The following is a 26,157-nucleotide window of genomic DNA, read 5'->3' as shown; positions in this document are numbered from 1 at the left end:
ATACCATGAGCGCTGTGGCGCCGGCCGGATGCAAGCCGCGCCACCGACACCCTCACAAGGATCACCATGACCCCTGGCCAGGCCTCCGTAGAACCGTCCCTGCCCACCGCCGTGTTTGCACAAGATGGCGCGGTGTGGCTGCCCAGTGTGTTGTCGCGCGGCCCCTGGGATCCGCGCGCGCAGCACGGCGGCGCACCCAGTGCCTTGTTCGCATACCTGGCTGAGAAAGCCTTGCCCGAGCCGGGGTGGCAACTCACGCGCCTGAGCATCGAGCTGATCAAGCCCGTGCCCGTGGCGCCCTTGACGGTGCAGCACGAAAACCATCCCGGACGTTCCACCACGCGCATGACGATTGGCCTGTACGCAGACGGTGTGTTGGTGGCCAGGGCGCACGCGCTTTTGCTGCGCGGACAGCCGCTTGCACTTCCTGCCGATCTGCCGGGGTGGTCTCCGGCGCAACTGCTGCCCGGCCCTTCCGAATGCAGCGAGCAGCTGTTTATTCCCGGCCTGCCTCCCGGTGTTTCCTTCTATGAGTCGGCCATGGAACGTCTCCTGGCACAAGGGGACATGAACCGTCCGGGGCCGGCCGCCGCCTGGTTTCGCCTGAAAGTTCCGATGGTGCAGGGCCAACCCACCTCACCCGCGATGCTGGCCGCTGCCGCAGCCGATTTTGGCAACGGCCTGAGCTGGGTGTTGCCCGCTGACCGCTACCTTTTTGCAAATGCAGACCTTAGCCTGCACCTGCACCGCCCGCCAAAGGGCGAGTGGGTCGGCCTGCTTGCGGAAACCCAGGCCGCTGCCAGCGGCGCGGGCACCACGCTGACACGCCTGTACGACGTGCATGGTCCCGTCGGCGTCGCCATCCAGTCGCTGGTGCTGCGCGAGCGCAGCGCGGCACCGTCCGCAGCGGCGAAGGCGGGCTGACTCCCTGCCTGGGCCGCCACCGCTGACTCCACCCGCATCAAAGACTTTGCGCAGGAATCTGCGGAACGGCAGATTAGCCGGTCAGGAACTGGTCCGTGGACAGGTCCTTGAGCGGCGTGTCGCGCTCGACGATGTTGCGCTCACGGTAGAAGGTTTGCACCTTCTGCATGCGGAAGGTGTTGATCTCGCCCGGCGTACGCTGCCCGGGGTAAACGAAGGATGCGTAGTAGCGCACGATGTCGCGCACGAGCTCTTCCTTGCCCTTGTGCTGCGGAAACTTCGCGGTGATGGCTGCGGCAGCGGCGTCGGGTGCGGCAATGGTGTCGGCCAGGCCGCGCAAGGTGGCACGCACAAAGGCCCGCAGCGCCTTTGGCCGCGCGGCAATGGTCTGGTCGGCGCTGATCATGGCCTGCGCCATGCTGGGGAAAAATTCGTCGGAGCGGAAAACCATGGTCTTGATGCCGCTGCGCTGCACCGGCACCACCCAGTCCGGCACGCCGGCCATGGCATCGGCCTTGCCGTCGATCAGCATTTGATAGACGCCCGTGGGCCCGGCCGGAACGATTTTGAGTTCATCGGGCCGCACGCCGATGGACGACAGGAAACCCAGCAGCGTGAAATAGGTGGTGTCCGTGTTTGAAACCACGGTGATGGTCTTGCCGCGGAAATTCTCGGGCGAGTAGATGGCGCTGTCACGCCGGGTCATGATCTGTGTCAGGGACTTGCCGCCCAGCACGGCAATCGTCTTGACGGCCATGCCGCGCGGGCGAACCAGGATAGGTGTATCACCGGTGCCGCCGCCCAGGTCGAACTCGCCGGCCGCGACGCGCTTGGCGACTTCGGTACCGCCTGCCACGGTCTGGAAATCAACCTCCAGCCCCTCCTCGGCGTAATAACCCTTGATCTGGGCCAGGTTGATGGGTGTAAAGGCCGGCAGGAACGCCGGCGCAGGCAATGCATAACGGATACGTTCGGCAGCGCGGGCGCGGCGCGGAACAGAGGCGGCCAGGGGAGCGAGCAGACCGGCCAGCAGAAACTGCTTGCGGTTGAGCACAGGCCGGGTGACAGATTCGTAAGTCAAAAGTACCCCTATCCAAAAGTTGTTACAACTTAAAAGTTTAGTCTGAATTCATTCCCGCCAAAGAGTCCCTGGAACTGGCGCGCGGATGTCAGCCGGACCCGCGTCAAAGGATGTGAAACCAGCATAACTTGCTATATTTTTCATAGCTGGCTGCGCGCATTCCTGCGGGGCCACAGGCCTATTTGGCATAAAAAAAAGCGCCTCCAGGGCGCTTTTTTCATGAATGCAAGCCCCACGGGGCCGTATCAGCAGAAACCGGCTCAGCCCTGGTGTGGGCGCTTGCCTGGGTTCTTTTTGCTGCGGGTATGCGAGCCGCGCTCCAGGCTGATCTTCTGGCCGCGACCAGTCGTGATGGTGTAGCCCTTTGGCGGGACTGGCTTGGGGGCGCAGATGTCGGCTTCGACTCTGATTTTCTTGGACATGGAAGACTCCGGGTTAAAAATGGCTGAACGGGTGATTTTAAGCCACTGGCCGCCAACTGCCGTGTCAGGCGTACAGACGGGCAGGTGCATCGCCCCAGGCTTGTTCTGCCTGCCGGCCAGGCAAGGCCCGCAGGACAGGCTCAAACATGCCGGCATAGGCCGGCAGGGCGGAAGGTGCAAAGGAGGTGTGCGGCCAGTCCGAACCCCAGACCATTCGCCCGTCAAACAGCGAGGCGACCTTGCGGATGTTGTTGTCCAGCGCCTCGTAAGGTGCGGCGGCCTGGAGCCTGTACCAGCCCGACAGCTTGACCCAGGCGCCAAACTGCGCGAGATCCGCCAGGGCCCACCAGGCAGCGTCATCGGCAGGCAGGCCTGCATGCATCCCGGCAAGGTGGTCAAGCACGGCAGGGATACCGCTCGCCGCGCTGCTGGCGTGCAGGGCCGAAATGACGGGCAGGTCCTGCGGGCGGGGATACCACTGCACGTGCCAGCCCAAAGCTCGCAAACGCGGCGCCAGATCCAGGAAAGTTACGGACGTATCAGCAGCACCGCCACTGCCCACGGGTGAGACCAGGTTAAAACGCACGCCCCGCACGCCCAGCGCGTGCATCTCCTGCAGCGCCGCGTCACTGACCGACGGCCCGAGCACCACCACACCACGATGCCTGCCCCGGCTGGCCCGCAGGGCATCCAGCAGCACCGTGTTGTCGGTGCCGTAGACGCTGGGCTGTACCAGCACCAGGTGCATCAAGCCCCTGCTGCGTGCCAGCGCCTCTATATCTGCCAATGGCCTGTGCACGGGCCGGTAGTGGCCCGGCGCCACTGCGGCCGTCCCATCGAATACATGGACATGGCTGTCCCAGCCAGGGGTGGCCCGGCCTTGCGCTGCAAAATCCACCTGCGTTTTACCCTGCGGTGATCTTGCGCTCGCGCACAATGCGCCCCCATTGCGCCTGCTGCGCCTTGAGGAAGGCCGGCACCAGGCCATCCGGGCCGTCGGGAAAGGCCTCGCCGCTCAGCGCGCGTATGCGGCCCAGCACCTCTGGGTCGGCCATCGCCTTGCGCAAGGCTGCAACCAGGGTGGCCTTGACTGCCGGATCCATTCCCGCAGGTGCCAGGACGGGATTCCACTCCAGCACCTCGTAAGCCGGCACACCGGCTTCTTCCATGGTGGGAATATTCGGCAACGCACGCGTGCGGCGGCGCGTGGTCACCGCCAGCGGGCGCAATCTGCCCGACTGGATCTGCCCCAGCGATGAGGCCACGTTGGCAAAAAACAGCGGTACCTGGCCGGCCATCACGTCGTTCATGGCCGGGCCGCCGCCGCGGTAGGGCACATGCACCAGGCTGACACCGGCGCGGTCTTCAAACAGCGCACCGGCCAGGTGCTGGGCCGAGCCGTTGCCCGACGATGCATAGGAGATCTGGCCCGGCCTGGCCTTGGCCATACCGATCAGGTCCTTGACGTTTTTGGCCTCAAAGCCGGGCGTGCAGACCAACACATTGGGAAACAGCGCCAGCACGGCCAGCGGGGTGAAGGCCTTGTCGGTGTCATAAGGCAGCCTGGGGAAAAGCACCGGGTTCACCGCAAAGGAAGATGCGTCAAGCAGCAACTGGGTCCCGTCAGGTGCGGCCCGCGCCACCAGGCCGGCGGCGATCTGGCCGCTGGCGCCAGGCTTGTTGTCCACCACCACGGTCTGGCCCAGGGCGTCGGCAAGTTTCGGTGCGATCAGGCGCGCCATCAGGTCGGCGCCGCCGCCCGCGGCATAGGAAACCACCAGGGTGATGGTCTTGCCGCCCGCCACCTGGCCGGCGGCGCGCGCCAGTGTCCAGGGTGCAGCGACAGTTGCAGCCGAGGCCTGCAGAAGCTGGCGGCGCGACAGGCTGCCCGCCTTGATGTGTTGGAGTGTTCGGGTCAATATCATGTTGTGTTCTTTCGGTATTTCAAAAAGTCGTCCGGGAGGCCGTCAAAACTCAGGTGATGGTGACGGTGTAGTGAAAGGCGTGGGCGTCACCGCGCGTGAAGCGCACCTCCACACAATGGCCCGCCAGGTCATAGGCATTGCGGGTCACCAGTGCACACGGGTGGCCTGCCGGCAAGGCAAGGTGCCTGGCCTGCGCGGCCGTCAGCGCTCCAAAGGCAATCTCGTCCACGGCCCGGTGCACATGGACCCCGCAACGCTCGGCAAACAGGGGGTAAAGCAGATCACCCCACGCCTGGGTATCGCTCTCCACCAGTTCGCCAAAAAGCGCTGGCGGCAGCCAGATTTCTTCGTAGACACCGGGCTGGCCGGCAAAGGAACGGACACGCAGCAGGCGCAAGGCGGTGTCACCGCGCGCCAGTCCCAGGCGGCGCGCCACCTCGGCGGGAGCGACCAGCAGCTGGCGCGACACGATGCGCGAGACCGGCACCTCACCCGTGCCCTCGCCAAAGCGGAAAAACCGCATCATGGTGGCGCCCGTCATGCCGGCGCGTACAAAGGTGCCGCGGCCGTGAATGCGCTCGATCAGGCCTTGATCCGCCATGAGCTCCAGCGCCCGGCGCAAGGTCCCCAGCGCCACGCCATGCTCGGCAGCCAGCGTCTGCTCGGCCGGCAAGGCGCTGCCCGGCGGCCATTCCCCCGCCACCACGCGTGCACGCAGGGCGGCGGCCAGCGCGGCGTAGCGGCTCTGGCCGGGTTCGACGGGTACGACGGTCAGGTGAGTGCTTTCTGCCATAAATTTACTAAAATTGATCTAGTCCTATAGATGACTAGATCATCGCATCAATTCGACCGCAAGTACTTCAGGGTTTACGCCATACGGTTCTGAAATAAAAAAGGGCAGCCAATCCTGGCTGCCCTGCGTATCCAGCGTCAGCTTCTATTCGATGGTTGCGCCGGAAGCCTGCACGATACCCTTCCACTTCTGGTAATCGGTCTTCAGCAGGGTTGAGAACTGCTCGGGCGACATGTTCTGCACCTCGGCGCCCTGCGCATGGACGGCAGCCTTCATGTCGGCCGTGGCCAGCAGCTTGTTGACTTCGGCATTCACGGTGGTGACGATTTCTTTCGGCGTGCCGGCAGGCATGAACAGGCCATACCAGGTGCTGACGTCAAAGTCCTTGAAGCCGAGTTCGGCCACGGTCGGAATGTCGGGCATCGAGGTGCTGCGGCGCGCCGAGGTGACGGCCAGCGGGCGCAGTTTGCCGGACTTGATCTGGCTGATGGCCGAGGGCAGCGACGACACCATCAGGTCCACATTGCCTGCCAGCACGTCCATCATGGCCGGGTTGGAACCCTTGTAGGGCACGTGGCGCAGCTTGATGTTGGCGGCGCTGTTGAAAATCTCGCCGGCCAGGTGGATGGTGGTGCCATTGCCGGGCGAGCCGTAGGTGATGGTGTCGGGCGCAGCCTTGGCCGCGGTCACCACGTCGGCCAGCGTCTTGAAGCGCGACTGCACGCCGGTGACGATGACCACGGGGGTGTAAGCCACATGGGCCACGGCCACCAGGTCTTTGGTCGGGTCATAGCTCAGCTTCTTGTAAAGCCAGGGCGCAACCACCAGGTTGTCTTTCTGGCCCATGACCATGTCGTAGCCCGTGGGCGCGGCGCGCACGGCTTCAACAATGCCGATGGTGCCGCCGGCGCCCGCACGGTTGTCGGGGACCACATTCCACTTGCTCACTTCCGTCAGCTTGTTGGCCACCAGGCGCGACAGGATGTCGGTGCCGCCGCCCGGGGGGAAAGGCACGATCAAACGTATCGGTTTGGAAGGGTAGGCCGGGGCGGGCGACTGCGCTTGGGCGCCGGTCACGGCAAGTGCAAGGAAAGCGAGGGGAAGGATTTTCCGGAACATATAAAAGAAGTCTCCTGGGTGGCCGACAAACGTCACGTGGACACAATGAACACGCACAAAGCTGCAACCAATTGGTCCCGCATTTTATGCAAGGGGCGGCATGGCGAACCCCAAGCCGGAATTAATCCGGCAACAGGGCCCTCTTGTCTGGCGATGGCTGGCCAGCCCCTGCCGCGCTACACCGCCTGGCGCAGCGGCAGATTCACAAGCAGGTTCTGCGGCTTGAGCCTGAGCACGCCTTCGGCGTTCATCATGAGGCCCAGGTAAACCGGCTTGCCGGCCACATCTGCGCGCATTTCCAGCGGGTCGGCAAAGTCCAGCCGGAACAGGCTCACCAGCCGCTGCAGGCGCGCGGGCTCAACCTCCCGGCCCTCGTACAGGTCGTTGAGCAAGGCACTCGCCTCAGCATCCAGGCCCACATGCCAGCGCCAGGCCGCATCGTCAATCTTTTGCAGCGGCCGGATGCTGACGGCCACGCCCAGGAAATGCTGCACCCATTTTTGCAACACGCCCGCCAGTGCCTTGAGGCCGGAACGGGCCCGGATCATGGTCAGGACCAGGCCGTGGCTCAGGTCATTGCTGACCTCATGCGTCAGGTCCAGCAGAAACGAATGCTGGCCCGGCTTGTCCCGGGCAGCCAGGAAATCGGGGGCATTGTCATCCGAAAGCACCCGCATGTTGATGTCCGGCATGGGCGCTTTGGCCTCTGCCAGAAAGCGCCCGATATCGCCCAGGCCGCCGGTTTCGTTGAGCATGTCCAGCGTGTCGCGGTCACCGCTGAGCACCTGGCCGTCCTGCGTGCTGATGCGCTGGCTGCGAAACAGCATCTCCGCGGCACGCATCTCGTAAACATCGCCGGAATCGGCCAGCAGGTTGCGCGTGATGGCCTCTGCCACCATGTCGATAAACAGTGGCGGTATGTTGATGCGGCCTTCCCCGCTCCGGGGGAACAGGCCCAGGTAATAAGCCTCCAGCGTTCCAGCCGCCTGCAGGCCGTCGCGAAAGCGCAAGAACAGCGTGTAACTTTCCCTCGCGTCGGCGTCCTGCAATGCCTGCAAACCGGCGGCTGGGACAACCGCGGAGGGATTGGCCAGCAGCGCCGCGTGCAGGGCTAACTCGGCCGGACACGACTCGGAAACAGGCGCCAGCTCGGGCCTGAGCAGGAAAAGCCGCAGGTAATCATCCGTGGGACGCAACCAGCCGCGCTCGTTGCGCTGGAGCTTGAACGGGGCGGGAGCGCCAGCAGGCCGGGAAATTTGCATGGCTGCAATCGTCGCATACCTTGAACCCGGCCATTGACTGGCGCACCCGGATGCTCCTGTTTTTATAGCTGCCTGCGCGCTCCCTGCAACGGCCACGGCCACTATTTATGCCCAAAACAGGCCCTGGGCAGGCTCTGGACAGGTTCACGGACCCAAAAACCCATTACATCCTGTTTCAGCGCACCCACACATGTGGCGCAATCTTTACCCGCCGTTAGCAGTCCGGCCTTCTCCTGAAGCGTTGTAAAGACATGCTTGTAGCTGTCTGCATCCAGGGCAGCGCAGCCAAGTCATAGCCCGGGGCCCGTCCGGGCGCGCAACAACGCAGGAGAGCGTGCACCATGACCACATCCATCACTCCATTGGCAACGCTGCGTTTGCGGCTCGCCGGTCCGCGCACGGGATGGTCACGCCGCATCGCGACCGCCCTGCTGCTTGTCATGCAGGCCACAGCCTGGGCTCAGGCGCCCGCGCCCGCCGGCGCGCCGCTGGACCCGCCCGGCCGCGTCGCCAGGCTGAACCTGATTGAAGGCGCGGTGAGTTTTGCGCCCGGCGATGCACCCGCGGGTTCTGGCGACAACGCCTGGATACCCGCCACGCTCAACCGTCCGCTGACCACCGGCGACCGCCTGTGGTCGGCCCAGCATGCACGCACGGAGCTGCACACAGGCTCGACCGCCTTGCGCATGAACGAGCAGACTAGCCTTGATTTTTTAACCCTGGACGACAACGTCACCCAGCTCCGCCTGGAACAGGGCACCATCAACCTGCGCGTACGCAACCTGTTTGAAGGCCAGCGGCTGGAGGTCGACACACCCAACCTGGCGTTTGTCGTTTCGCAGCCGGGCAACTACCGCCTGGACGTCAACCCCGCCAGCAACACCACGCGGGTGGTCGCGCAATCGGGCGCCGGCGAGATCTACGGCGACAGCGGAACGCCCCTGAACCTGGGCAACCAGCAGCAGGCCAGCTTCACCGGGACCGACCTGACACCCGCCGCACCGGGCGCCAGCGTACAGGACAGTTTTGATGCCTGGGCCCTGGCACGCGACCAGCGCGAAGACCAGTCTGTGTCGGCACGTTATGTGCCGCGCGAAACCGTCGGTTACCAGCAACTGGACACTTACGGCGACTGGACTCAGGACCCGAGTTACGGCGCCGTCTGGCTGCCGCGCGCCGTGCCCGTCAGCTGGGCGCCCTACCGCTTCGGCCACTGGAGCTGGATTGCCCCCTGGGGCTGGACCTGGATTGACGATGCGCCCTGGGGCTTTGCACCCTTTCACTATGGCCGCTGGGCCCAGATCGGCCCGCGCTGGGCCTGGGTGCCGGGACGGCTGGCACCACGCCCGGTGTATGCGCCCGCGCTGGTCGCCTTTGTAGGCGGCAACAGCGGCGGCGTGGGCTGGAACCTTTCCATGGGCGTGGGCGGCCCGCCGCGTCCCAGCGTGGGCTGGTTCCCGCTGGCGCCCGGCGAAGCCTTTCGCCCCGCCTACCGGGCAAGCCCGCGTTACATCACCCAGGTCAACAACAACATCGTGGTGAACAACACCACCACTGTGACCAACATCTACCGTTACCAGCGCCAGCCTGCGGCCGTGACGGCCTTGAGCGCCGCCGACTTTGCCAGCGGGCGGCCGGTGCGCGGCAACCAGCAAATCCCCAATGCCAATGATTTGAACCGCGCCCAGGTCGTGACAGGCGGCCCTGCAGGCGCCGCCGCCCTGCCGCAACGCCCCGACAGGCGCGAGCCAACCAGGCCAGCCCTGGCAGCGGCGCTGCCGCCTGCAGCCGTACTGGCAACGCGCCCTGTGGTGGACAGCCGCAATGACAGGCGCGACAACAGAAGGGACGAACGCGCCCAGGATCGCGGCGGCAACCCAATGGCCCAGGCGCCCGTGCCACAAACCGCTACGCCCGCCACACCGGCCACAAGGCCTGGCCTGGCAGGCAATCCGCCAGCCAATGTGAGGCCCGAAGCCGCAGCACCCGCCCGCCGGGAGCCCCAGTTGCAAGCCCAGCCCCAGCCTCAGCGCGAACAGGCACAAAGGCCCGGCCCACAACCCCAGCCGCTGATCGCCGGGCCAAGCCACCAGAACGCCCGCCCCGCAGCCGTCCAGCCCCAGCAGCCATCGCAGGCCCAGGAAGAACAGGCACAGCAAAGACAGCTGCGCGACCAGCAACAACGCCAACAGCGCCAGCAGGCGCAAAACGAGCAGCACAGCCGGCAGCTGCAACAACAGGCACAACAGACGCAACAGCAGGCCGAGGCGCGCCAGCAGCGGCAGCATGCCCAGCAACAGCAGCAGGAACAGCAAAGGCAGGCGGCGCAGGCACAACACCAGCAGCGCGCGCAGCAGGCAGAAGCAAGGCAGCAGGCCAACCGCGCAGAAGCGGCCCCGGCACGCGAAGCACGCACCGAAGGCGGTGCCAACCGGCACAGGGAGCCCTGAAGCCCGAAAGCAAACAGGCCCGGGTAGCTACAAAGTAGCAGGGCGTCGAACACCCATCATGGGGCGGATGCCATCACCCTTGTGCCAGGCAGGATGTCACGGCCCAAATGTCAGGCTGGCGACAGTCCTGCAGTCAGGGTCACCCATGACGCAAAACTACCTAAGGGTCTTACCCGGTATCGCCACCCATGGGGGCTGGCTACTATCACCTCCTGTATTGCACGGGGTCCGGCATTTTTGCCTGTGAAAGCGGCTGCTTGCGCCGCAGATTCAACCCCATCTGCCGGAGATTCATTTGCCAGTTGAGTTCATTCTCGAAACACGCGGCCTGACCAAGGAATTCAAGGGATTTGTCGCCGTCAACAACGTGGACCTCAAGGTCCAGCGCGGACATATCCATGCATTGATCGGGCCCAACGGCGCAGGCAAAACCACGTTTTTCAACCTGCTGACCAAGTTCCTGCCGCCTACCCGCGGCTCCATCGTTTTTAACGGCACAGACATCACGTCCGAGCAACCAGCGCAAACAGCGCGGCGCGGCATCGTACGCTCGTTCCAGATTTCCGCCGTCTTCCCGCACATGACGGTGCTTGAAAACGTGCGCGCCGCCCTGCAGCGCAACCTGGGCACCTCGTTTCACTTCTGGAAGGCCGAAGATACGCTGTTCCACCTGCATGAGCGCGCCCGCGAACTGCTGGCCGCCGTGGACCTGAGCAGCTTTGCCGACGAGATGACCATCAACCTGCCCTACGGCCGCAAGCGTGCGCTCGAGCTCGCCACCACACTGGCACTGGAACCCGAGCTGATGCTGCTTGACGAACCAACCCAGGGCATGGGCCACGAAGACGTGGACCGCGTGACACAGCTGATCAAGAAGGTCTCCGCAGGCCGCACCATCCTGATGGTTGAACACAACATGAATGTGGTGGCGTCGATTGCAGACCGCATCACGGTGCTGCAGCGCGGCGCCATCATTGCCGACGGCCCCTATTCGGAAGTGTCGAAAAACCCGCTGGTCATCGAAGCCTATATGGGCACCGCCAATACCGAGCTTCAAGGGGCACATTGATGACGACTGAGCTCCTGAAAATAGAAGAACTCAACGCCTGGTACGGCGAGTCGCACATCCTGCACGGCGTCAACCTGACCGTCAACGAAGGCGAAGTCGTCACGCTGCTGGGGCGCAACGGCGCGGGCCGGACCACCACCATGCGCGCCATCGTCGGCCTGACCGGCAGCCGCAAGGGCTCCATCCGCATCAAGGGCGAGGAATCCATCAAGCTGGCGCCGCACAAGATTGCCCGGCTGGGTGTGGGTTACTGCCCCGAAGAGCGCGGCATCTTCGCCAGCCTGTCGGCCGAAGAAAACCTGATGCTGCCGCCCACCATCGCCCCCGGCGGCATGAGCATCGACGAAATTTATGCCATGTTCCCAAACCTGAAAGAGCGCGCCAGCAGCCCCGGCACGCGCCTGTCGGGCGGCGAGCAGCAGATGCTGGCCGTAGCCCGCATCCTGCGCACCGGCGCGCGGCTGCTGCTGCTGGACGAAATCTCCGAAGGCCTGGCCCCGGTCATCGTGCAAAAGCTGGCCGAGATGATCCTCACGCTCAAGGCCAAGGGCTACACCATCGTGCTGGTCGAGCAGAACTTCCGTTTTGCCGCGCCGCTGGCCGACCGTTTTTATGTCATGGAGCATGGCCGCATCGTCAAGCAGTTTGCCCAGAGCGAGCTGTCTGCCAACATGGGCATGCTTCAAGAGTACCTGGGGGTCTGACCGGCCCGGCCGGCAACCCCGTATTTTCCGCGTCCCTTCACAACACCTTTAACAGGAGACTCTCATGAAACTCAAAGCTCTCGTCGCCGCAATGGCTCTTGGAATGGGCGCAGTCGCCTCTGCGCCGGTCCTGGCGCAAAACACCGGCCCGATCAAGATCGGCATCATCACGGACATGTCCAGCCTGTACGCGGACATCGACGGCCCTGCGGGCGCCGAAATGCTCAAGTGGGCCGTTCAGGACTTCGGCGGCAAGGTCCTGAACCGCCCCATCGAAGTGCTGAGTGCCGACCACCAGAACAAGGCAGACGTCGCCTCCTCCAAGGCCCGTGAGTGGATCGACAAGGACGGCCTGCAGATGCTGATAGGCGGCACCAACTCCGGCACGGCGCTGGCCATGTCCAAGGTCACGACCGAGAAAAAACGCCCATTCATCGCCATCGGCCCCGGCTCGGCCCGCCTGACCAATGAAGACTGCTCGCCCTACACCGTCCACTATGCCTACGACACCGTGTCGCTGGCAAAGGTAGCAGGTACCGCGCTGGTCAAGGCAGGCAACAAGAGCTGGTTCTTCCTGACGGCGGACTATGCTTTCGGTTACTCGCTGGAAGCTGATGCATCCGCCGTGGTCAAGGCCAACGGCGGCACCGTGGTCGGCTCGGTCCGCCACCCGCTGAACGCATCCGACTTCTCGTCCTTCCTGCTGCAGGCGCAGTCATCCAAAGCCCAGATCCTGGCGCTGGCCAATGCAGGCGGCGACTTCACCAATGCGATGAAGGCGGCCAAGGAGTTCGGCATCGGCAAAACCATGAAGGTCGCCGGTCTGCTGGTATTCATCAACGACGTGCACAGCCTGGGCCTGGCCAATACCGAAGGCCTGCAGCTTGCAGACAGCTGGTACTGGAACCAGGACGAAGGCTCACGCAAGTTTGCCAAGCGTTTCTTTGACAAGTACAAACGCATGCCTTCAAGCCTGCAGGCTGCCGACTATTCGGCCACCATGAACTACCTCAAGGCCGTACAGACCGCCGGCACCACCGATTCCGACAAGGTCATGAGCACGCTCAAGAGCATGAAGATCGACGACTTCTACAACAAGGGCCAGATTCGCGCTGACGGCCGCATGATCCACGACATGTACCTTTACCAGGTCAAGGGTCCCAAGGAGTCCAGCACGCCATGGGACTACTACAAGACCATTGCAAAGGTTCCCGGCGACCAGGCGTTCACTTCGCTCGCCGAATCCAAATGCTCGCTGGTCAAGAAGTAATCAGAAGATAGAAAATTAAAACGGGGAAGAACGAGGGTTTATTCCAGCCGGTCATGCCTGCATGACCGGCTGGCTTTTTAAGCAGGTCCCGCGTTTTCCCGATGTATTGACAGGCTCTCATGGAAATTTTCGGCATCCCTTTGCAAGCATTCATGGGCCAGTTGATGCTGGGCCTGGTCAACGGCGCGTTCTACGCCATGTTGAGCCTGGGCCTTGCAGTCATCTTTGGCCTGCTGGGCATCGTGAACTTTGCGCACGGCGCGCTTTACATGCTGGGCGCATTCGCGGCCTGGATCATGCTCGACCAGTTCGGCATCAACTACTGGGCCGCGCTGGTTCTTGCGCCGCTGGTGGTCGGCATCCTGGGCGTGGTGATAGAACGGCTTTTCCTCAGGCACCTGTACAAGCTCGATCCCCTGTACGGCCTGCTGCTGACATTCGGCCTCGCGCTGGTACTGGAAGGCGTCTTCCGCGAAATCTACGGCGTCTCGGGCCAGAACTACAACGTGCCCGAACTGCTGTCGGGCGCCACCAACCTTGGCTTCATGGTGCTGCCGAATTACCGCGCCTGGGTGGTGCTGGTGTCGCTGGTCGTCTGCCTGGGCACCTGGTACCTGATTGAACGCACCCGCCTGGGCGCCTACCTTCGCGCCGGCACTGAAAACGCGCCGCTGGTGCAAGCCTTTGGCGTGAATGTGCCGCTGATGGTCATGCTGACCTACGGCGCAGGCGCCGCATTGGCCGCGCTGGCCGGTGTGCTGGCCGCGCCCGTGATCCAGGTCAACCCGTTGATGGGCTCCAACCTGATCATCGTGGTGTTTGCCGTCGTCGTGATCGGCGGCATGGGATCCATCCTGGGCTCGGTCATCACCGGCCTGGGCCTGGGCATCATCGAAGGGCTTACACGGGTGTTTTACCCGGAAGCCTCCAACATCGTGGTTTTTGTGATCATGGTCATCGTGCTGATGGTCAAGCCCGCCGGCCTGTTTGGCAAAGAAGCATGACTGCCCCCACGCTCCCCACTTCGTGTGGTTCGCTGCCCCCTGAGGGGGCGCTGCGCCTGCGGCCTGGCAAAGCCAGTTCCGCGGCCCCGGCTTGCAATACTCCCCGCCGCCTTCCAGGTTCGTACAAAAAATGAATAGCTATAACAAAGTGACACGCGTCACCTATCTGGTGCTGCTGGTATTCGCGCTCGCCGCGCCCTTCCTGGGCCTGTACCCAGTATTCGTGATGAAGCTGCTGTGTTTTGCGCTGTTTGCCTGCGCCTTCAACCTGCTGCTGGGATTCACCGGCCTGCTGTCATTCGGGCATGCGGCCTTTTTCGGCTCGGCAGCCTACGTGACCGGCTGGTTCATCAAGTCGCAGAACTGGACACCTGAGCTGGGCCTGATTGCAGGCGCTGTCGCAGCAGGGCTCATAGGCCTGCTGGTCGGCATGGTCGCGATCCGCCGCCAGGGCATTTACTTCGCAATGATCACCCTGGCGATTGCGCAGATGGTCTACTTCGTCTGCCTGCAGGCACCGTTCACCGGTGGTGAAGACGGCTTGCAGGGCGTTCCGCGCGGCAAGCTGTTCGGGCTGTTCTCGCTGGAGTCGGACATTTCGCTTTACTACGTGGTGCTCGTGGTTTTTGTGGGCTGCTTTTTGTTCATCTCGCGCATCGTGCATTCGCCCTTCGGCCAGGTGCTCAAGATGATCCGCGAAAACGAACCCCGCGCGATCTCACTCGGCTACAACGTGGACCGCTACAAGCTGCTGGCCTTTGTGCTGTCGGCCGCGCTGACTGGCCTGGCCGGTTCGCTCAAGACACTGGTCATGGGTTTTGCCACCTTGTCCGATGTGCACTGGTCCATGTCGGGCGAAGTGATTTTGATGACGCTGCTGGGCGGCGTGGGCACATTCTTTGGCCCGGTCATGGGCTCGGGCATCGTGATCGCGCTGCAGAACCTGCTGGCCGACAAGGTCGGCTCCTGGGTCACCGTGATCATAGGCGCCATCTTTGTGCTGTGCGTGCTGGCCTTCCGCAAGGGCGTGGTCGGCGAGCTGCTGGCCTTCAGGGAGCGCCGCCGCAACGCCGCTGGCCGCAACGCTTCATCACAAGCCTGAACACCGATAGCCCAAGGCAGACAGGACGCGCCGCTTGTCCGGCGCGTCCTGCTTTTTGTTTTGTGTTTTTACTATCTTTTTGATAGCTGGCAGCGCGCACAAGACGGCGGCCGCAGGCACTTTTCGATCCAAGAATGCCCTGCCAAAGGCTCAAATCACCTTGACGGCACGGCCTATGAACTGGATGGGCCCGGTCGGTTTATTGATCGGTGAACCATTGACCGGCTCCAGCGTCAGCTCAAACAACTGGTTGGGCTGCAGCGGCGGCAGCTTGTCCAGCGGTATCTGTATCGTCTGGCCGGGCTTGACGAGGCCAAGTGACACCGGGCCGCTCCAGTTGTCGCCCTTGGTCCAGAACTGCAACGATTTTTCTGCCGGCACCTCGGACTGGCCCAACGGAATCAGGCTCAGCTGCTTGGGGCTGCTGGCCTGGACCACCCAGCCGGGCGCCTTGTCCTGCGGAGCCACCAGCACCACCATGTACTGCGGAGCAGCCGGCAATGCACCCTCCTGGCGCGTCACCAGCACGGCAGCCAGTACCGCCGCCGCGGCAAAACCGGTGCCCGCCAAACCGCGCCAGAGTTTCACGCTGTCCCACCAGCCATGTTTTGCCGGAGCCGTAACGGCCGGGCGCCGCGCCACCGGAACAGCAGCCGGTGCAATGCTGCGCTCAATCCGGTCCCACAAATGCGGCGATGGGTCCACAGGCTCCGCCAGCGCGGCCAGCGGCAGCAACTGTTCCTGCCAGCCATGCACGGCCGCGCGCAGGGCCGCATCGCCGGGCAGGCGCTGTTCGACTTCACGACGGCGCGCAGCCGACAGCGTGCCCAGCACATACTCGCCTGCAATATGCTGGATGTCTTCATGCGCGCTCATGCCATGCACTCCCGCAACGTCCCCATGCCGCGTTTTATCCAGGCCTTGACGGTGCCCAGCGGCGTTTGTGTGCGTTCGGCAATCTCGCCGTGCGAGCAGCCGTCAACATAGGCATACAAAATGCAGTTGCGCCGTGCGGGCTCCAGCCGCGAAAGGCAGTCGTTGAGCCGGCCCAGGCTCACGCGCAGGTCGAAGGCATCAGCCACCTGCGCATGTGCGTCCAGCGAGCTTTGCGCATCCAGCGCTTGCGCGGTTTCCTCGTCCACCGACACCTCACGCGCGCCGCTGCGCACGGCATTCAGCGCGAGGTTGCGTGTCACGCTGTAAATCCAGCCACGGCCGGAACCGAGTGCGGCATCAAAACTGCCGGCCTTGGTCCAGATGTTCATGAAAGCATCGTGCACCACGTCTTCCGCCTGCTGGCGCTGCCGCACAATACGCAGCGCCACGCCCAGGAGGTGGCGGCTTTCCTGCCGGTAAATGTCCTGCAAAGCCTGGCGGTCGCCGCCGGCACAGTTGCGCAGGGCAAGCTCGTAATTGAATGAATCAGTGGCGTCGGTTTCAGTCGTCACAGGCAGTTCAACCGGCTCGGTTGGTATAAGGGGATGAAACAACCCGGCACGCCATCGCCGGCCGCGCGGGAAATCGTTTCGTCCGATATTAGCCGACAGGCAAGTGGCCAGCCTGAATTTTTTCATGACAGGACGGGATGACACCATACGGCCGCCCGTCCTGTTTTCCCGCTCGTGGCTTTTATATGGCTTACGCGGCTTTCCAGAAGATGTAGTCGGCCTGGTACTTCACGATCTCCTTGGCGCCTTTGTTGGCCGGGCTGCAAACAGATGCAGGCGCCACGCCGCCCTTGAGCGCCACACGCTGGATGTGCGTCACGCCCGTCATGGCACCGCTGCCCACGGCTGGGTTGGCCCTGACCAGCTGGTAGGGCAGGTTGCCGGCGCCGGCTGGTGCGACGGCCAGTTGCGTCGCGGTCACTTTGGAGCCGTCCATGGCCTCCCAGGTGGCAGGAGGACCGTAATATTTTCCGACCTGCCTGCCGCTGCGATCGTTCAGTGCGGCGTTCGGGCCTACGAACACCCACTCGGTCTGGCCGGGTGCGTTGGCCTTGTCGCGGCATTCATAGGTGATGTCGCCCACGCCGACGGTTTCCATCGCCACGCGGTTGCCGGCCGGCACCTTGACGGCATCGGGCAGGCCGTCCTGCGTGAACATCGGCGTCATGGGTTGCATGGCGCCGCAGGCAGCCAGCAAGGTGACAGCTGAGGCCGCGGCGAGAAGAGAGAGGCGTTTGATCGACATGGAATGCTCCAGAAAAGAGTTGAACGACAGAGAACGTGTGGCAGCTTTTAAAGGCTGCTACAGGTACTACACGCCAGGTTTCTTTTTGGATGCAGCGGACTGAAATTATTTTTCCGCAGGCATGTCCACCTCAGCATCCGCTGCGGTTTTGCGCCGGTCATGACGCCAGTACAGGAACAGGAGAACCCATACGGCTGCGCCTGCCAGCAAAGGCCACCAGTCCATCAGCAGGTCCAGCCATGAGGTTTCGCCGGCACCCGACCAGACCTCAAGCCTGACCCGTTCCATCCTGACGTTTCGTGCGACCTCCAGCCGCAGGCCGGGGGCCACCAGTCGCCCGTCCTCAAGGTTTTCCGCAGCGGACGCAACCACCAGTTGCAAACGCTCGCCCGCCCGGGCGCCAGCCTCGCCCATGCCCGGCATGCTGCCGGGCGCCCCGGCCCAATAAGGCTGCCAGCGGGCCACCAAGTCGTCGTTGTCCAGGGACACACCCAACATCTTCACGACCAGTGTGTAGGGGTTGCCGGCACCGCTCGCGCTGAACTCAGGGCCGGTCCAGCCTTTGATGTCTGCCATCGCAGGGCCGCTGCCCGCCGCCTGGCTGCGCAGCGCCTCGTTGTACTGGTCCAGCAATTCGGCCGGCAACACGTAAGACCGGACCAGTGTTTTGCCGTAACGGGAAGGCCCGTCCTGCGCTGCTGCCGGGACTGCCAGCAACAGCATCGGGAACAGGCAGGCCATGCATGCTGCAAGCCACCGCGCGCCGCGCAACGTCAAGGTTCAGGCCTCGTCCATAAAGCGCACCTTGACGCTTTTGCCCTTGACCCCGCCTGCACTCAGCTTTTGCTGGGCCAGGCTGGCAATGTTGCGGTCCACAGCCACATAGGTCGAAAACTCGTTGACATTGATCTTGCCGACCTGTTCCCGCGTAAAGGGAGGAACGTTGCCGGCCTCGCCGGTCAATGCGCCCAGCACGTCACCGGCACGGATTTTTTCCTTGCGGCCGCCGACGATTTGCAGGGTAACCATGGGCGGCAGCAGCGGCTCGTTGCTGGCAGGTAGCAGCTCGCTGAGCTTGTGCCATTCGGACTCGGCTTTTTGCAACTGCTCGATCTTGCCGACATAACCCATCTCGTCCATGCTGGCCAGGCTGATGGCCCAGCCCTCTTCATCGGCGCGGCCAGTGCGGCCAATGCGGTGGATGTGCACCTCGGCATCCGGCGTGACGTCCACATTGATGACCATTTCCAGTTGCGCAATGTCCAGCCCGCGCGCCGCGACATCTGTCGCCACCAGCACCGAGCAGCTGCGGTTGGCAAACTGCACCAGCACCTGGTCGCGCTCACGCTGCTCCAGCTCGCCAAACAGCGCCAGTGCGCTAAAGCCCTGCTCTTTCAGGTAGGCCACCAGCGCGCGGCACTGCGACTTGGTGTTGCAAAACGCCAGGGTGCTGGCCGGACGAAAATGCCGCAGCACCTGAGCGACGGCACCCAGGCGGGCTTCATCATGGTCGCTGTCCGGCACCTGGTACCAGCGCTGCTGGATCTTGGTTTTTTCATGCTGCGCCTGCACCGTGATGGTTTGCGGCGTTTTCATGAATTGCTGGCTCAGCTTGGCAATGCCTTCGGGGTAAGTCGCCGAAAACAGCAGGGTCTGGCGCTCTTTCGGGCATTGTTTGGCGACGGTGGCAATGTCCTCGAAAAAGCCCATGTCCAGCATGCGGTCGGCTTCATCCAGCACCAGCGTGTTCAGCGCTTCCAGGTTCAGGTTGCCGCGCCCCAGGTGGTCCATGATGCGGCCGGGCGTGCCGACCACGATATGTGCGCCGTTTTCCAGGCTGGCCGACTGGTTGCGCAACGGGACACCGCCGCACAGCACCACCACCTTCACGTTCTCCTCGGCCCGCGCCAGGCGCCGGATTTCGGTAGCGACCTGGTCGGCCAGTTCGCGGGTCGGGCACAGCACCATGGCCTGCACGGCAAACCGCCGCGCATTGAGGTTGGCGAGCAATGCAATACCGAAGGCAGCTGTCTTGCCGCTGCCGGTTTTGGCCTGCGCAATCAGGTCTTTGCCGAGCAGCGCAACCGGCAGGCTGGCAGCCTGGATGGGCGTCATTTGGAGGTATCCCAGCTGCTGGAGATTGGCCAGAACGTGGGCTGGCAGGGACAAGGCGCTGAAGTCGGTGGGAGAGGTAGTCATCTCCCGATTATCGGTGCGCAGCCTTTTTTCGCCCTTATAAAGGCCATTGCCCCGTGGACGCCAGCGCCGGAGAGAGCACGGACGGCCCCCAAGCCAAAGGCAGGGAAGCCTCAACCCTTCGCATCGCCTGCACCCGACAACGCAGCAGGCGTTGTGCACCTTCAAAGGATTGCAACTCGGCACCATCCCACACAATTTCAGCCGTCACGGCCAGGTACAGCAGGTCACCGCTGTCAAAGTCCATGAACAGCAATCCGGCACGCGGGTTGACCGCAATATTGCCCAGCGTGTTGAAGAAAAAGTTACCCAAAAAGTCAGGCACGGTCAGGCTGCCGTCGGCATCCACCCGCACAAAGCCGGGTTTACCGCCCCGGTGCGAGACATCCACACCGCCCGCCGGGCCGGCCCCTGCGCCATGGCCCGTATAGGCCGTGGCAATAAACAGGGTATCAGCAGCTTCAAGCATGCGGCGCGCGGCGGCATCGAGTTGCGGGGCGTCGCGCACTGCGGGCTTGCTGGCCAGGCGACCGGGCAAATACGCCGGCTCACGCGCCTGTATGTATTTGGGGCAGTTGCCAAAGCTCTGGCTCACCTGCACAGCAAAACCCGAGCTGCCTACGCCCTGCACCACCCCGTTCATGCGGTTGCGCCGCCGTGTATGCGGCTCCAGCCCCAGCAAGCCCATGGCTATTCCATTGGCAAGTGTGCCCTGCAGCGGGTCACCCGCCAGGGGCTGCGCCTGAACCACCAGCGTATACGGGTCGGGCGACCGGACAAAACCCGGCGCAGCGGCGAGTACCGAGGCCCAGGGCTGACCGGCGGCATCGACCGTGCCGGCAATCACAAACGGCAGTTGTGCAAAAAATTCACGGTGCTGGTCGGGCATGAAATCACGGATCACGCGCGGCCCCAGTTGCTCCAGCCGCTCGCGCACGCCGACTCGCTGCTGCACCGCGCGTTCGCCTTCGTGAAAGGTCGGGAAGCTCATGCGGCCAGGCCAACAGGCGTTTTGGCCATGGGCACAAAACGCGGCAGCGCCTCCATGCGGGCCAGCCAGGCGCGAAGCGCGGGATAGCCGTCCAGCGACACATTGCCCTCTGGCGCATGGGCCACATAACTGTAGTTGGCGATATCGGCCAGCGTGACTGTGCTGCCTGTCAAAAATGCCGACTGGCCCAGTTGCTGCTCCATCACCTTGAACAGCGCATGGGCGCGGGCAATCGCGTCAGCGGGGCTGGCCGGCAGCTTGAAGAGCTGAATCACACGCGCCGTGGCCGGCCCAAAGGCCAGCTGGCCTGCGGCCACGGACAACCAGCGCTGCACATTCGCTGCGGCCAGCGCGTCACCGGGCAGCCACTGTTCTGCGTCCGCCGCATAACGGCCGGTGAGGTAGACCAGGATGGCGTTGGAGTCGGCCAGCGTGACGTCGCCGTCCTGTATCACCGGCACCTGGCCAAAGGGGTTCATGGCCAGAAAGTCGGGTTGTTTGTGTGCGCCGGCCGCCAGCGCAACATCGACCAGTTCAAAGGGCAGGCCCAGCAAGGACAGAAACAGTTCCACCCGGTGCGAGTGGCCCGAAATGGCCGACCGGTAGAGCTTGATAGGCTGTGCAGGGCGGCGCATGCTGGCGGATGCGGCAGATGGTTTGGAGTTTGCGTTCATGTGGGTCTTCCGGAAAGTTGGTATGTGAAAGCCGATTCTGTTTGATCCATTAACAAGAATAAATATTCAAAATAACATTTAACCAATCCATTTACCGGATTAATTCAGCCAGCTTCAATTACGATTGCAGACATGGACAAGCTGCGCGCCATGCAGGTTTTTATTCACATTGCCGACGAGGGCAGCCTGACTGCGGCTGCGCGTGTCATGGCCTCGTCGCTGCCGGCCATGGTGCGCACGCTGGCGGCGCTGGAGGCGCATCTGGGCGTGCGCCTCTTCAACCGCACCACCCGGCGCATTGCACTGACGGACGAGGGCCGCCGTTACCTGGACCATTGCCGCACAGTGCTTGCAAGCGTGCAGGACGCAGAGGAATCACTGAACACCCAGGCCGGGGAGCCGCGCGGCCAACTGGTCATCACGGCACCCGTCCTTTTTGGGCAGATGTATGTGGCGCCTGCCGTCACGCGTTTTGTGCAGCGTTACCCGGAGGTGCATTGCAGGGTCCTGCTGCATGACCGCGTCGTCAACATGCTGGATGAAGGCGTGGATGTCGGGGTGCGCATAGGCGCACTGGAAGACTCCTCGCTTGTCGCGCAAACCGTCTTCAGCATACGGCGCATCGTGGTCGCCAGCCCGGACTACCTGCGCAAGCACGGCGTGCCGTCGCACCCGCGCGAGTTGCAGGCCGCCAACTGCGTGCGGTTCACCGCCCCCAGCGGCCCTTGGTGGACGTTTCATGACAAGGGAAAAACCTTTAACGTCCCGGTTACCGGCAACCTCGAATTCAACAATGCAGCACCGGCCGTTGATGCCTGTGCGGCAGGCATGGGTTTCGGCATGTTTATCTCCTACCAGGCCGCCCCCCTCGTGCAGCAGAAAAAGCTGGTGGTGGTGCTTGAGGATTTTGAGCCGCCGAAACGCCCGGTGAGTGTGGTGTACCCGCATGCGCGGCTGATGCCGGCACGAACCAGGATTTTTATTGAATGGATGAAAAACGAGCTCCTGCAACTGAACCATGCAGCCCCTGCGCCGCACCGGGTGCCATAACCCCATGCTGAAAAAGTTGTGGGCCGGTGGTAAGGTCAGCACCATATTTTTGATTTGCCATTTGCCTGGAGAAGGAAGAACACATGCAGACTTTTGACTATGACCTCTTTGTCGTAGGCGGCGGCAGCGGCGGTGTGCGCGCCGCGCGCATGGCCGCGCAGCGCGGCGCCCGGGTGGCGCTGGCCGAGGTCTCTGACATGGGTGGCACCTGTGTCAACGTCGGCTGCATCCCGAAAAAACTCTACAGCTACGCCGCCCACTATGCCGAAGCCTTCGAGGAATCACATGGCTTTGGCTGGGTAGGCGAAGCGCCGACTTTTGACTGGAAGACGCTTAAAACCAATCGCGCACGCGAGATTTCACGCCTGAACGGCATCTATGTCCAGCTGCTTGAGAGCGCCGGGGTCAGGATCATCAAGGGCCGGGCTCGCTTGCTGGACGCACACACCATTGAAGTGAACAGCGAAAGGTTCACGGCCAAAAACATACTGGTGGCCACAGGCGGCACCGCGACCGTGCCGGCCGTTGAAGGCCGCGAACACGTCGTGACATCCGACCACATGTTCGACCTTGAACCCTTCCCCAAACGCCTGCTGGTGGTGGGCGGCGGCTACATTGCCTGCGAGTTCGCATCCATCTTCAACGGCCTGGGCGCCCAGGTGACGCAAATCCACAGGCGCGACATGCTACTGACCGGTTTTGACAACGACGTGCGTGGTTTCATTGCCAGCGAGATGAGCAAGACCGGCGTCAACCTGCAGTTGAAGACCGAGGTTGAGTCCATCACCAAGACGGCGGACGGCCTGGTGGTCAAGGTCAAAGACCAGTCCGCCAGTTTTACCGTGGACACTGTGCTGTATGCAACCGGCCGCATCCCCAACACCAGTGGATTGGGGCTGGAAGCGGCAGGCGTAGCTGTTGATGCAGCCGGGGCCATCCAGGTGGACGAACACTACCGGAGCTCGGCGCCATCAATCTACGCAGTGGGCGACGTCACGGCGCGCATGCAGCTCACACCGGTGGCGCTGGGTGAGGCCATGGTGGTGGTGGACCAGCTGTTCGGCCCGGCGGCAGGCAAGAAGCCGCGCAGCATGAGCTACGACTTCATTCCCACGGCAGTATTCACACACCCGAATATCGGCACGGTCGGTTATTCGGAGGCGGATGCGCGCCAGAAATTCGGCGGCATCAGTGTCTACCGCAGCGACTTCAAGGCGCTCAAGCACACCCTGAGCGGCAGCACCGAACGCACGCTCATGAAGCTGCTGGTCGAAGACGCCACAGACCGCGTCGTGGGCCTGCACATGGTGGGAGCGGACGCCGGCGAGATCGTGCAGGGTTTTGCCGTGGCCATGAAGGCCGGTGCAACCAAGGCCATCTTCGACAGCACGATTGGCATACACCCGACCATGGCCGAAGAGTTTGTCACCATGCGTGAACCAGTCAAGCAACCGGTCAAGCCCCTGTGAACATGCGGCGCCATGCAGGCGCCGCACGGTTTATTCTGACTCGCCAGAGACGTCCATATCCTCGCCGTCCTGGTCCTTGTCCTTGAGGCGCTGGTCCAGCCGCCTGCGAATATCACCGGCCTCCTGCAGAAACTGTGACACAGGGACAGCAGGCGCCATACGCCAGCCCGGCGGGTAAATCACAGACATGTGCAGGGTGTTGGACAGGCGCTTGTTTTGCAGCCAGCTGGTACCCAATATGCCGACCATCAGCAGCAGGGCGACGCCAGCGACAGTCCCGCCCAGCTTGCGGCGGCTGTGGGGCATGACGACTGCGAGGTGCAGGTACACCGCCACCGCCAGTCCCAACAGGATTTGAAGGTTTGCAAACTTCGCCAGGTTCTCCAGCGAGAACATGAAAGCCAGCATGCCGCACAAGGCCACCGCCGCCTGTACGAGCAGCGTGGACGCGCAGGCAATCCGCACATGGCGCCAGAATTGCAGGCGTCCGGTGAACAGCTTGGTAAGCAGCGCCCAGAAGCCGGCCCAGACGGGGAAAACCAGCGCCACCAGTGCGATCAGGCCCAGCAACTGGCCCGGCAGCTGGGCAGTATCCGTGTACATCAGCCAGGCCTCGAACACGACAGCCACCAGCATGGCGCCCACGGCGAGCAGGGTCCAGCCCACGGTACCCCAGCGAAAATGCGCCAACGGTTCCTCGGCGGCGACCGGCTCCTCCGCCAGCCGTAGCCCCAGCTTGAGGCGGCCAAGCGACAACACCGTGCCCGCCGGCCAGACAAAAACCTCACCCCGCATGTAGTGTTTTGCGTCCAGCGCTATGCCGTTGGCTGTATCGAGCACCTCGACCCGCACCTCCCCCTCAGGGCTGCGGTCAATGCGCAGGTGCGACGCCGCGAGGTGGCTGTCACCCAGCACCATGTCGTTGTCCAGTGCGCGGCCCACCGTCACCGGCCAGCGGCTTACATCCAGGCGGCCGGCGAGCTGGCCGTTGCGGTCGATCGCCTGCAGCAGGGCCAGCATGCCCGCGCTCACGGTACGGCCTCCCATTTGAAGCCGGCCAGGTAATGGGCAACCAGCTTGAGCCCATTGTCAAAGCTCACGCCGCGCGCATCCAGCCGGCCCTGCACACCACGCACCGGTTGATTGATGGACATGGTCAACACCGACACGTCGTACAGTCCCGGCAGCTTGCGGTAGGCACTCATGCACACGACAGCACGCATGGCCATGCCGCCAGTCGTTATGAAACGCTCCGAGCATTCAGCCGCCGTTGACTTGCGCGAACCCTGCGTCCGGAAGCTTTCGTTGGCAAAACTGCGCGAAGCCATGGTCGAATAGCGCCACCGACCGAGCTTGGGCGCGTCATAGGCTTCATAGCGCAGCTGGATGAAACCGGTATTGAAGTCACCGGCAAACAGGTGGCTGTCAATCTGGCAGTCGGTGCGCTCCACGTCAAATCCCTTGAAGCCGGGCTCGCGCCCGCGGCCCCAGCAACGGGCCAGCGAATCTTCCGGCACCGGCACGCTGTAGCCGCCATGTTTCTGCGGCACAAGCGGCGCTGCGGTAAAGCGCGCGGTCAGCAGGTCCTGATGGGCCGCAAGCTGCCTGGCCACCTCGGCGTAGGCCGGTTTGGTGATGGGTTGGGCATCGGCCGAGCGAGCAAGCAGCGCCTTGGCAAAATCGGCCGGGATCAAAAAGCTCAGCAAATCACCGTCCAGCCGCTTGGAGACATTGACCCCCACGACACGGCCGGCATCATCCATCGCCGGTCCGCCGCTCATGCCGGGGTTCAGCGCGCCGCCGAAAAAGATGCGGGGGTAAAAGCTGCGCTGTACCAGGCCGTTGTAAGTGCCTTCGGTCACCGCAAAGCCGATATCGAGCGGATTGCCCAGCGAATAGATGCGTTCGCCACGGGCCAGCGGTTTGTCGGCTTCGCGAAAGCCGAGCACCGGCATGCCGCCCACCGCCCCCTTGACGCGCAGCAGGGCCAGGTCATTGCGCACATCAAAGGCGAGCAGTTCAACCTCGCCTTCCTTGCCGTCAATGGGCACATAGACGCCGCGATAGCGCTCAGGCTCGAGTGCGAGCTGGCTGGCCACGTGGAAATTGGTAATGATGAGCCCGTTCGCCGCGACAAAAAAACCGGAGCCCACACTGGCCTGGGTGTTTGAGTTGCGCAGCAGTGTGCGTATCTGCACCAGCTTGTCCCGCGTGCTTTCGTAGGCGCGCCTGGCATCGCGGGAGATCTGCGCCGGCTCGGCAGCGGCAGCACGCGCACCGGGCGGGGCCAACGCGGCGGAAGGAAGGGATGTTTGCGCATGGGCGGCGTGCAGGCAGAGCCCGCCCAGCAACGCAGCCATCAAGGCGCGTGCCAGTCCCGTTCCAGGGTATTGTGTCATCGCTGCATTCTAGAGGCGGTACCTGCCGGAGCCCTGACACGAACACGTGCAGGCGCGCTT

At 63.4% G+C, this 26,157-nt stretch carries 25 protein-coding genes; 9 read left to right on the top strand and 16 right to left on the bottom strand.

From position 1 onward, the window contains the following. The first annotated feature begins 66 nt into the window (after window positions 1-66). Complete coding sequence (locus ACFQND_RS18040; RefSeq protein WP_371436876.1) at window positions 67-924, top strand: thioesterase family protein; 858 nt, start codon at window positions 67-69, stop codon at window positions 922-924. Between the two features lie 73 nt (window positions 925-997). On the opposite strand, the gene ACFQND_RS18035 is transcribed toward ACFQND_RS18040, so the two are convergent. The 7 genes from ACFQND_RS18035 to ACFQND_RS18005 all read right to left on the bottom strand — a co-directional run bounded on the left by ACFQND_RS18035 (window position 998) and on the right by ACFQND_RS18005 (window position 7,526). Further along, window positions 998-2,005, bottom strand: a complete 1,008-nt coding sequence (locus ACFQND_RS18035; RefSeq protein WP_371436875.1) for an ABC transporter substrate-binding protein — start codon at window positions 2,003-2,005, stop codon at window positions 998-1,000. Between the two features lie 260 nt (window positions 2,006-2,265). Continuing rightward, a complete protein-coding gene (locus ACFQND_RS18030; RefSeq protein WP_293405752.1) occupies window positions 2,266-2,427 on the bottom strand; it encodes a hypothetical protein in 162 nt (53 codons plus the stop codon). A 64-nt stretch (window positions 2,428-2,491) separates the two neighbouring features. Next, the gene (locus ACFQND_RS18025) at window positions 2,492-3,325 is read right to left on the bottom strand and encodes an amidohydrolase family protein (protein ID WP_371436874.1); all 834 of its coding nucleotides are present in this window, start codon (window positions 3,323-3,325) and stop codon (window positions 2,492-2,494) included. Between the two features lie 7 nt (window positions 3,326-3,332). Next, on the bottom strand, window positions 3,333-4,352 hold the full coding sequence (locus ACFQND_RS18020) for a tripartite tricarboxylate transporter substrate binding protein (RefSeq protein ID WP_371436873.1): 1,020 nt from the start codon (window positions 4,350-4,352) through the stop codon (window positions 3,333-3,335). A 49-nt stretch (window positions 4,353-4,401) separates the two neighbouring features. Further along, on the bottom strand, window positions 4,402-5,145 hold the full coding sequence (locus ACFQND_RS18015) for a GntR family transcriptional regulator (RefSeq protein ID WP_371436872.1): 744 nt from the start codon (window positions 5,143-5,145) through the stop codon (window positions 4,402-4,404). A gap of 144 nt (window positions 5,146-5,289) precedes the next feature. Continuing rightward, window positions 5,290-6,264 carry a Bug family tripartite tricarboxylate transporter substrate binding protein gene (locus tag ACFQND_RS18010; RefSeq protein WP_371436871.1) on the bottom strand — a complete coding sequence of 325 codons (975 nt, stop codon included), beginning with the start codon at window positions 6,262-6,264 and terminating at the stop codon, window positions 5,290-5,292. A 176-nt stretch (window positions 6,265-6,440) separates the two neighbouring features. Continuing rightward, window positions 6,441-7,526, bottom strand: coding sequence for a DUF6352 family protein (locus ACFQND_RS18005; RefSeq protein ID WP_371436870.1), 1,086 nt, complete (start codon window positions 7,524-7,526; stop codon window positions 6,441-6,443). A gap of 341 nt (window positions 7,527-7,867) precedes the next feature. Between ACFQND_RS18005 and ACFQND_RS18000 the strand changes: the two genes are divergently transcribed. The 6 genes from ACFQND_RS18000 to ACFQND_RS17975 all read left to right on the top strand — a co-directional run bounded on the left by ACFQND_RS18000 (window position 7,868) and on the right by ACFQND_RS17975 (window position 15,125). Further along, entirely contained in the window at window positions 7,868-9,976 is a 2,109-nt protein-coding gene (locus ACFQND_RS18000; RefSeq protein ID WP_371436869.1) for a DUF6600 domain-containing protein, read from the top strand. A gap of 295 nt (window positions 9,977-10,271) precedes the next feature. After that, on the top strand, window positions 10,272-11,045 hold the full coding sequence (locus ACFQND_RS17995) for an ABC transporter ATP-binding protein (protein ID WP_371436868.1): 774 nt from the start codon (window positions 10,272-10,274) through the stop codon (window positions 11,043-11,045). After that, window positions 11,045-11,749: an ABC transporter ATP-binding protein gene (locus ACFQND_RS17990; protein WP_371436867.1), complete on the top strand. Its 705-nt coding sequence runs from the start codon at window positions 11,045-11,047 to the stop codon at window positions 11,747-11,749. The genes ACFQND_RS17995 and ACFQND_RS17990 overlap by 1 nt, the downstream gene beginning before the upstream one ends. Before the next feature lie 64 nt (window positions 11,750-11,813). Continuing rightward, window positions 11,814-13,019 carry an ABC transporter substrate-binding protein gene (locus ACFQND_RS17985; protein WP_371436866.1) on the top strand — a complete coding sequence of 402 codons (1,206 nt, stop codon included), beginning with the start codon at window positions 11,814-11,816 and terminating at the stop codon, window positions 13,017-13,019. Window positions 13,020-13,138: 119 nt separating this feature from the next. Next, window positions 13,139-14,023, top strand: a complete 885-nt coding sequence (locus tag ACFQND_RS17980; protein WP_371436865.1) for a branched-chain amino acid ABC transporter permease — start codon at window positions 13,139-13,141, stop codon at window positions 14,021-14,023. Window positions 14,024-14,153: 130 nt separating this feature from the next. After that, window positions 14,154-15,125, top strand: coding sequence for a branched-chain amino acid ABC transporter permease (locus ACFQND_RS17975; RefSeq protein ID WP_371436864.1), 972 nt, complete (start codon window positions 14,154-14,156; stop codon window positions 15,123-15,125). A 150-nt stretch (window positions 15,126-15,275) separates the two neighbouring features. Here the strand turns inward: ACFQND_RS17975 and ACFQND_RS17970 are convergent, their stop codons facing one another. The 7 genes from ACFQND_RS17970 to ACFQND_RS17940 form a co-directional block, all read right to left on the bottom strand. Next, a complete protein-coding gene (locus tag ACFQND_RS17970; protein ID WP_371436863.1) occupies window positions 15,276-16,001 on the bottom strand; it encodes an anti-sigma factor in 726 nt (241 codons plus the stop codon). Further along, the gene (locus ACFQND_RS17965; protein WP_371436862.1) at window positions 15,998-16,573 is read right to left on the bottom strand and encodes a sigma-70 family RNA polymerase sigma factor; all 576 of its coding nucleotides are present in this window, start codon (window positions 16,571-16,573) and stop codon (window positions 15,998-16,000) included. The genes ACFQND_RS17970 and ACFQND_RS17965 overlap by 4 nt, the downstream gene beginning before the upstream one ends. Before the next feature lie 190 nt (window positions 16,574-16,763). Next, window positions 16,764-17,318 carry a DUF3455 domain-containing protein gene (locus ACFQND_RS17960; RefSeq protein ID WP_371436861.1) on the bottom strand — a complete coding sequence of 185 codons (555 nt, stop codon included), beginning with the start codon at window positions 17,316-17,318 and terminating at the stop codon, window positions 16,764-16,766. Between the two features lie 105 nt (window positions 17,319-17,423). Further along, window positions 17,424-18,059, bottom strand: coding sequence for a hypothetical protein (locus tag ACFQND_RS17955; RefSeq protein ID WP_371436860.1), 636 nt, complete (start codon window positions 18,057-18,059; stop codon window positions 17,424-17,426). A 39-nt stretch (window positions 18,060-18,098) separates the two neighbouring features. Further along, the gene (gene dbpA / locus ACFQND_RS17950) at window positions 18,099-19,517 is read right to left on the bottom strand and encodes an ATP-dependent RNA helicase DbpA (RefSeq protein WP_371436859.1); all 1,419 of its coding nucleotides are present in this window, start codon (window positions 19,515-19,517) and stop codon (window positions 18,099-18,101) included. Between the two features lie 34 nt (window positions 19,518-19,551). Then, window positions 19,552-20,505: a pyridoxamine 5'-phosphate oxidase family protein gene (locus ACFQND_RS17945; protein ID WP_371436858.1), complete on the bottom strand. Its 954-nt coding sequence runs from the start codon at window positions 20,503-20,505 to the stop codon at window positions 19,552-19,554. Continuing rightward, on the bottom strand, window positions 20,502-21,179 hold the full coding sequence (locus ACFQND_RS17940) for a glutathione S-transferase family protein (protein WP_371436857.1): 678 nt from the start codon (window positions 21,177-21,179) through the stop codon (window positions 20,502-20,504). Before ACFQND_RS17940 ends, ACFQND_RS17945 begins: the two co-directional genes overlap by 4 nt. A gap of 132 nt (window positions 21,180-21,311) precedes the next feature. Between ACFQND_RS17940 and ACFQND_RS17935 the strand changes: the two genes are divergently transcribed. Both ACFQND_RS17935 and gorA read left to right on the top strand, forming a co-directional pair. Further along, window positions 21,312-22,229, top strand: a complete 918-nt coding sequence (locus ACFQND_RS17935; RefSeq protein WP_371436856.1) for a LysR family transcriptional regulator — start codon at window positions 21,312-21,314, stop codon at window positions 22,227-22,229. Window positions 22,230-22,312: 83 nt separating this feature from the next. Further along, window positions 22,313-23,698: a glutathione-disulfide reductase gene (gene gorA / locus ACFQND_RS17930; protein WP_371436855.1), complete on the top strand. Its 1,386-nt coding sequence runs from the start codon at window positions 22,313-22,315 to the stop codon at window positions 23,696-23,698. 30 nt (window positions 23,699-23,728) lie between these two features. On the opposite strand, the gene ACFQND_RS17925 is transcribed toward gorA, so the two are convergent. Both ACFQND_RS17925 and ACFQND_RS17920 read right to left on the bottom strand, forming a co-directional pair. After that, window positions 23,729-24,730: an FHA domain-containing protein gene (locus ACFQND_RS17925; RefSeq protein ID WP_371436854.1), complete on the bottom strand. Its 1,002-nt coding sequence runs from the start codon at window positions 24,728-24,730 to the stop codon at window positions 23,729-23,731. Beyond that, the gene (locus tag ACFQND_RS17920) at window positions 24,727-26,097 is read right to left on the bottom strand and encodes a S1 family peptidase (protein ID WP_371436853.1); all 1,371 of its coding nucleotides are present in this window, start codon (window positions 26,095-26,097) and stop codon (window positions 24,727-24,729) included. Before ACFQND_RS17920 ends, ACFQND_RS17925 begins: the two co-directional genes overlap by 4 nt. Between the last annotated feature and the right edge of the window lie 60 nt (window positions 26,098-26,157).

The organism is Polaromonas aquatica, assembly GCF_042659145.1.
Lineage (GTDB): Bacteria > Pseudomonadota > Gammaproteobacteria > Burkholderiales > Burkholderiaceae_C > Polaromonas > Polaromonas aquatica.
Note: the sequence above shows the minus strand (reverse complement) of the source record. Positions and strands in the feature narration are given on the sequence as shown.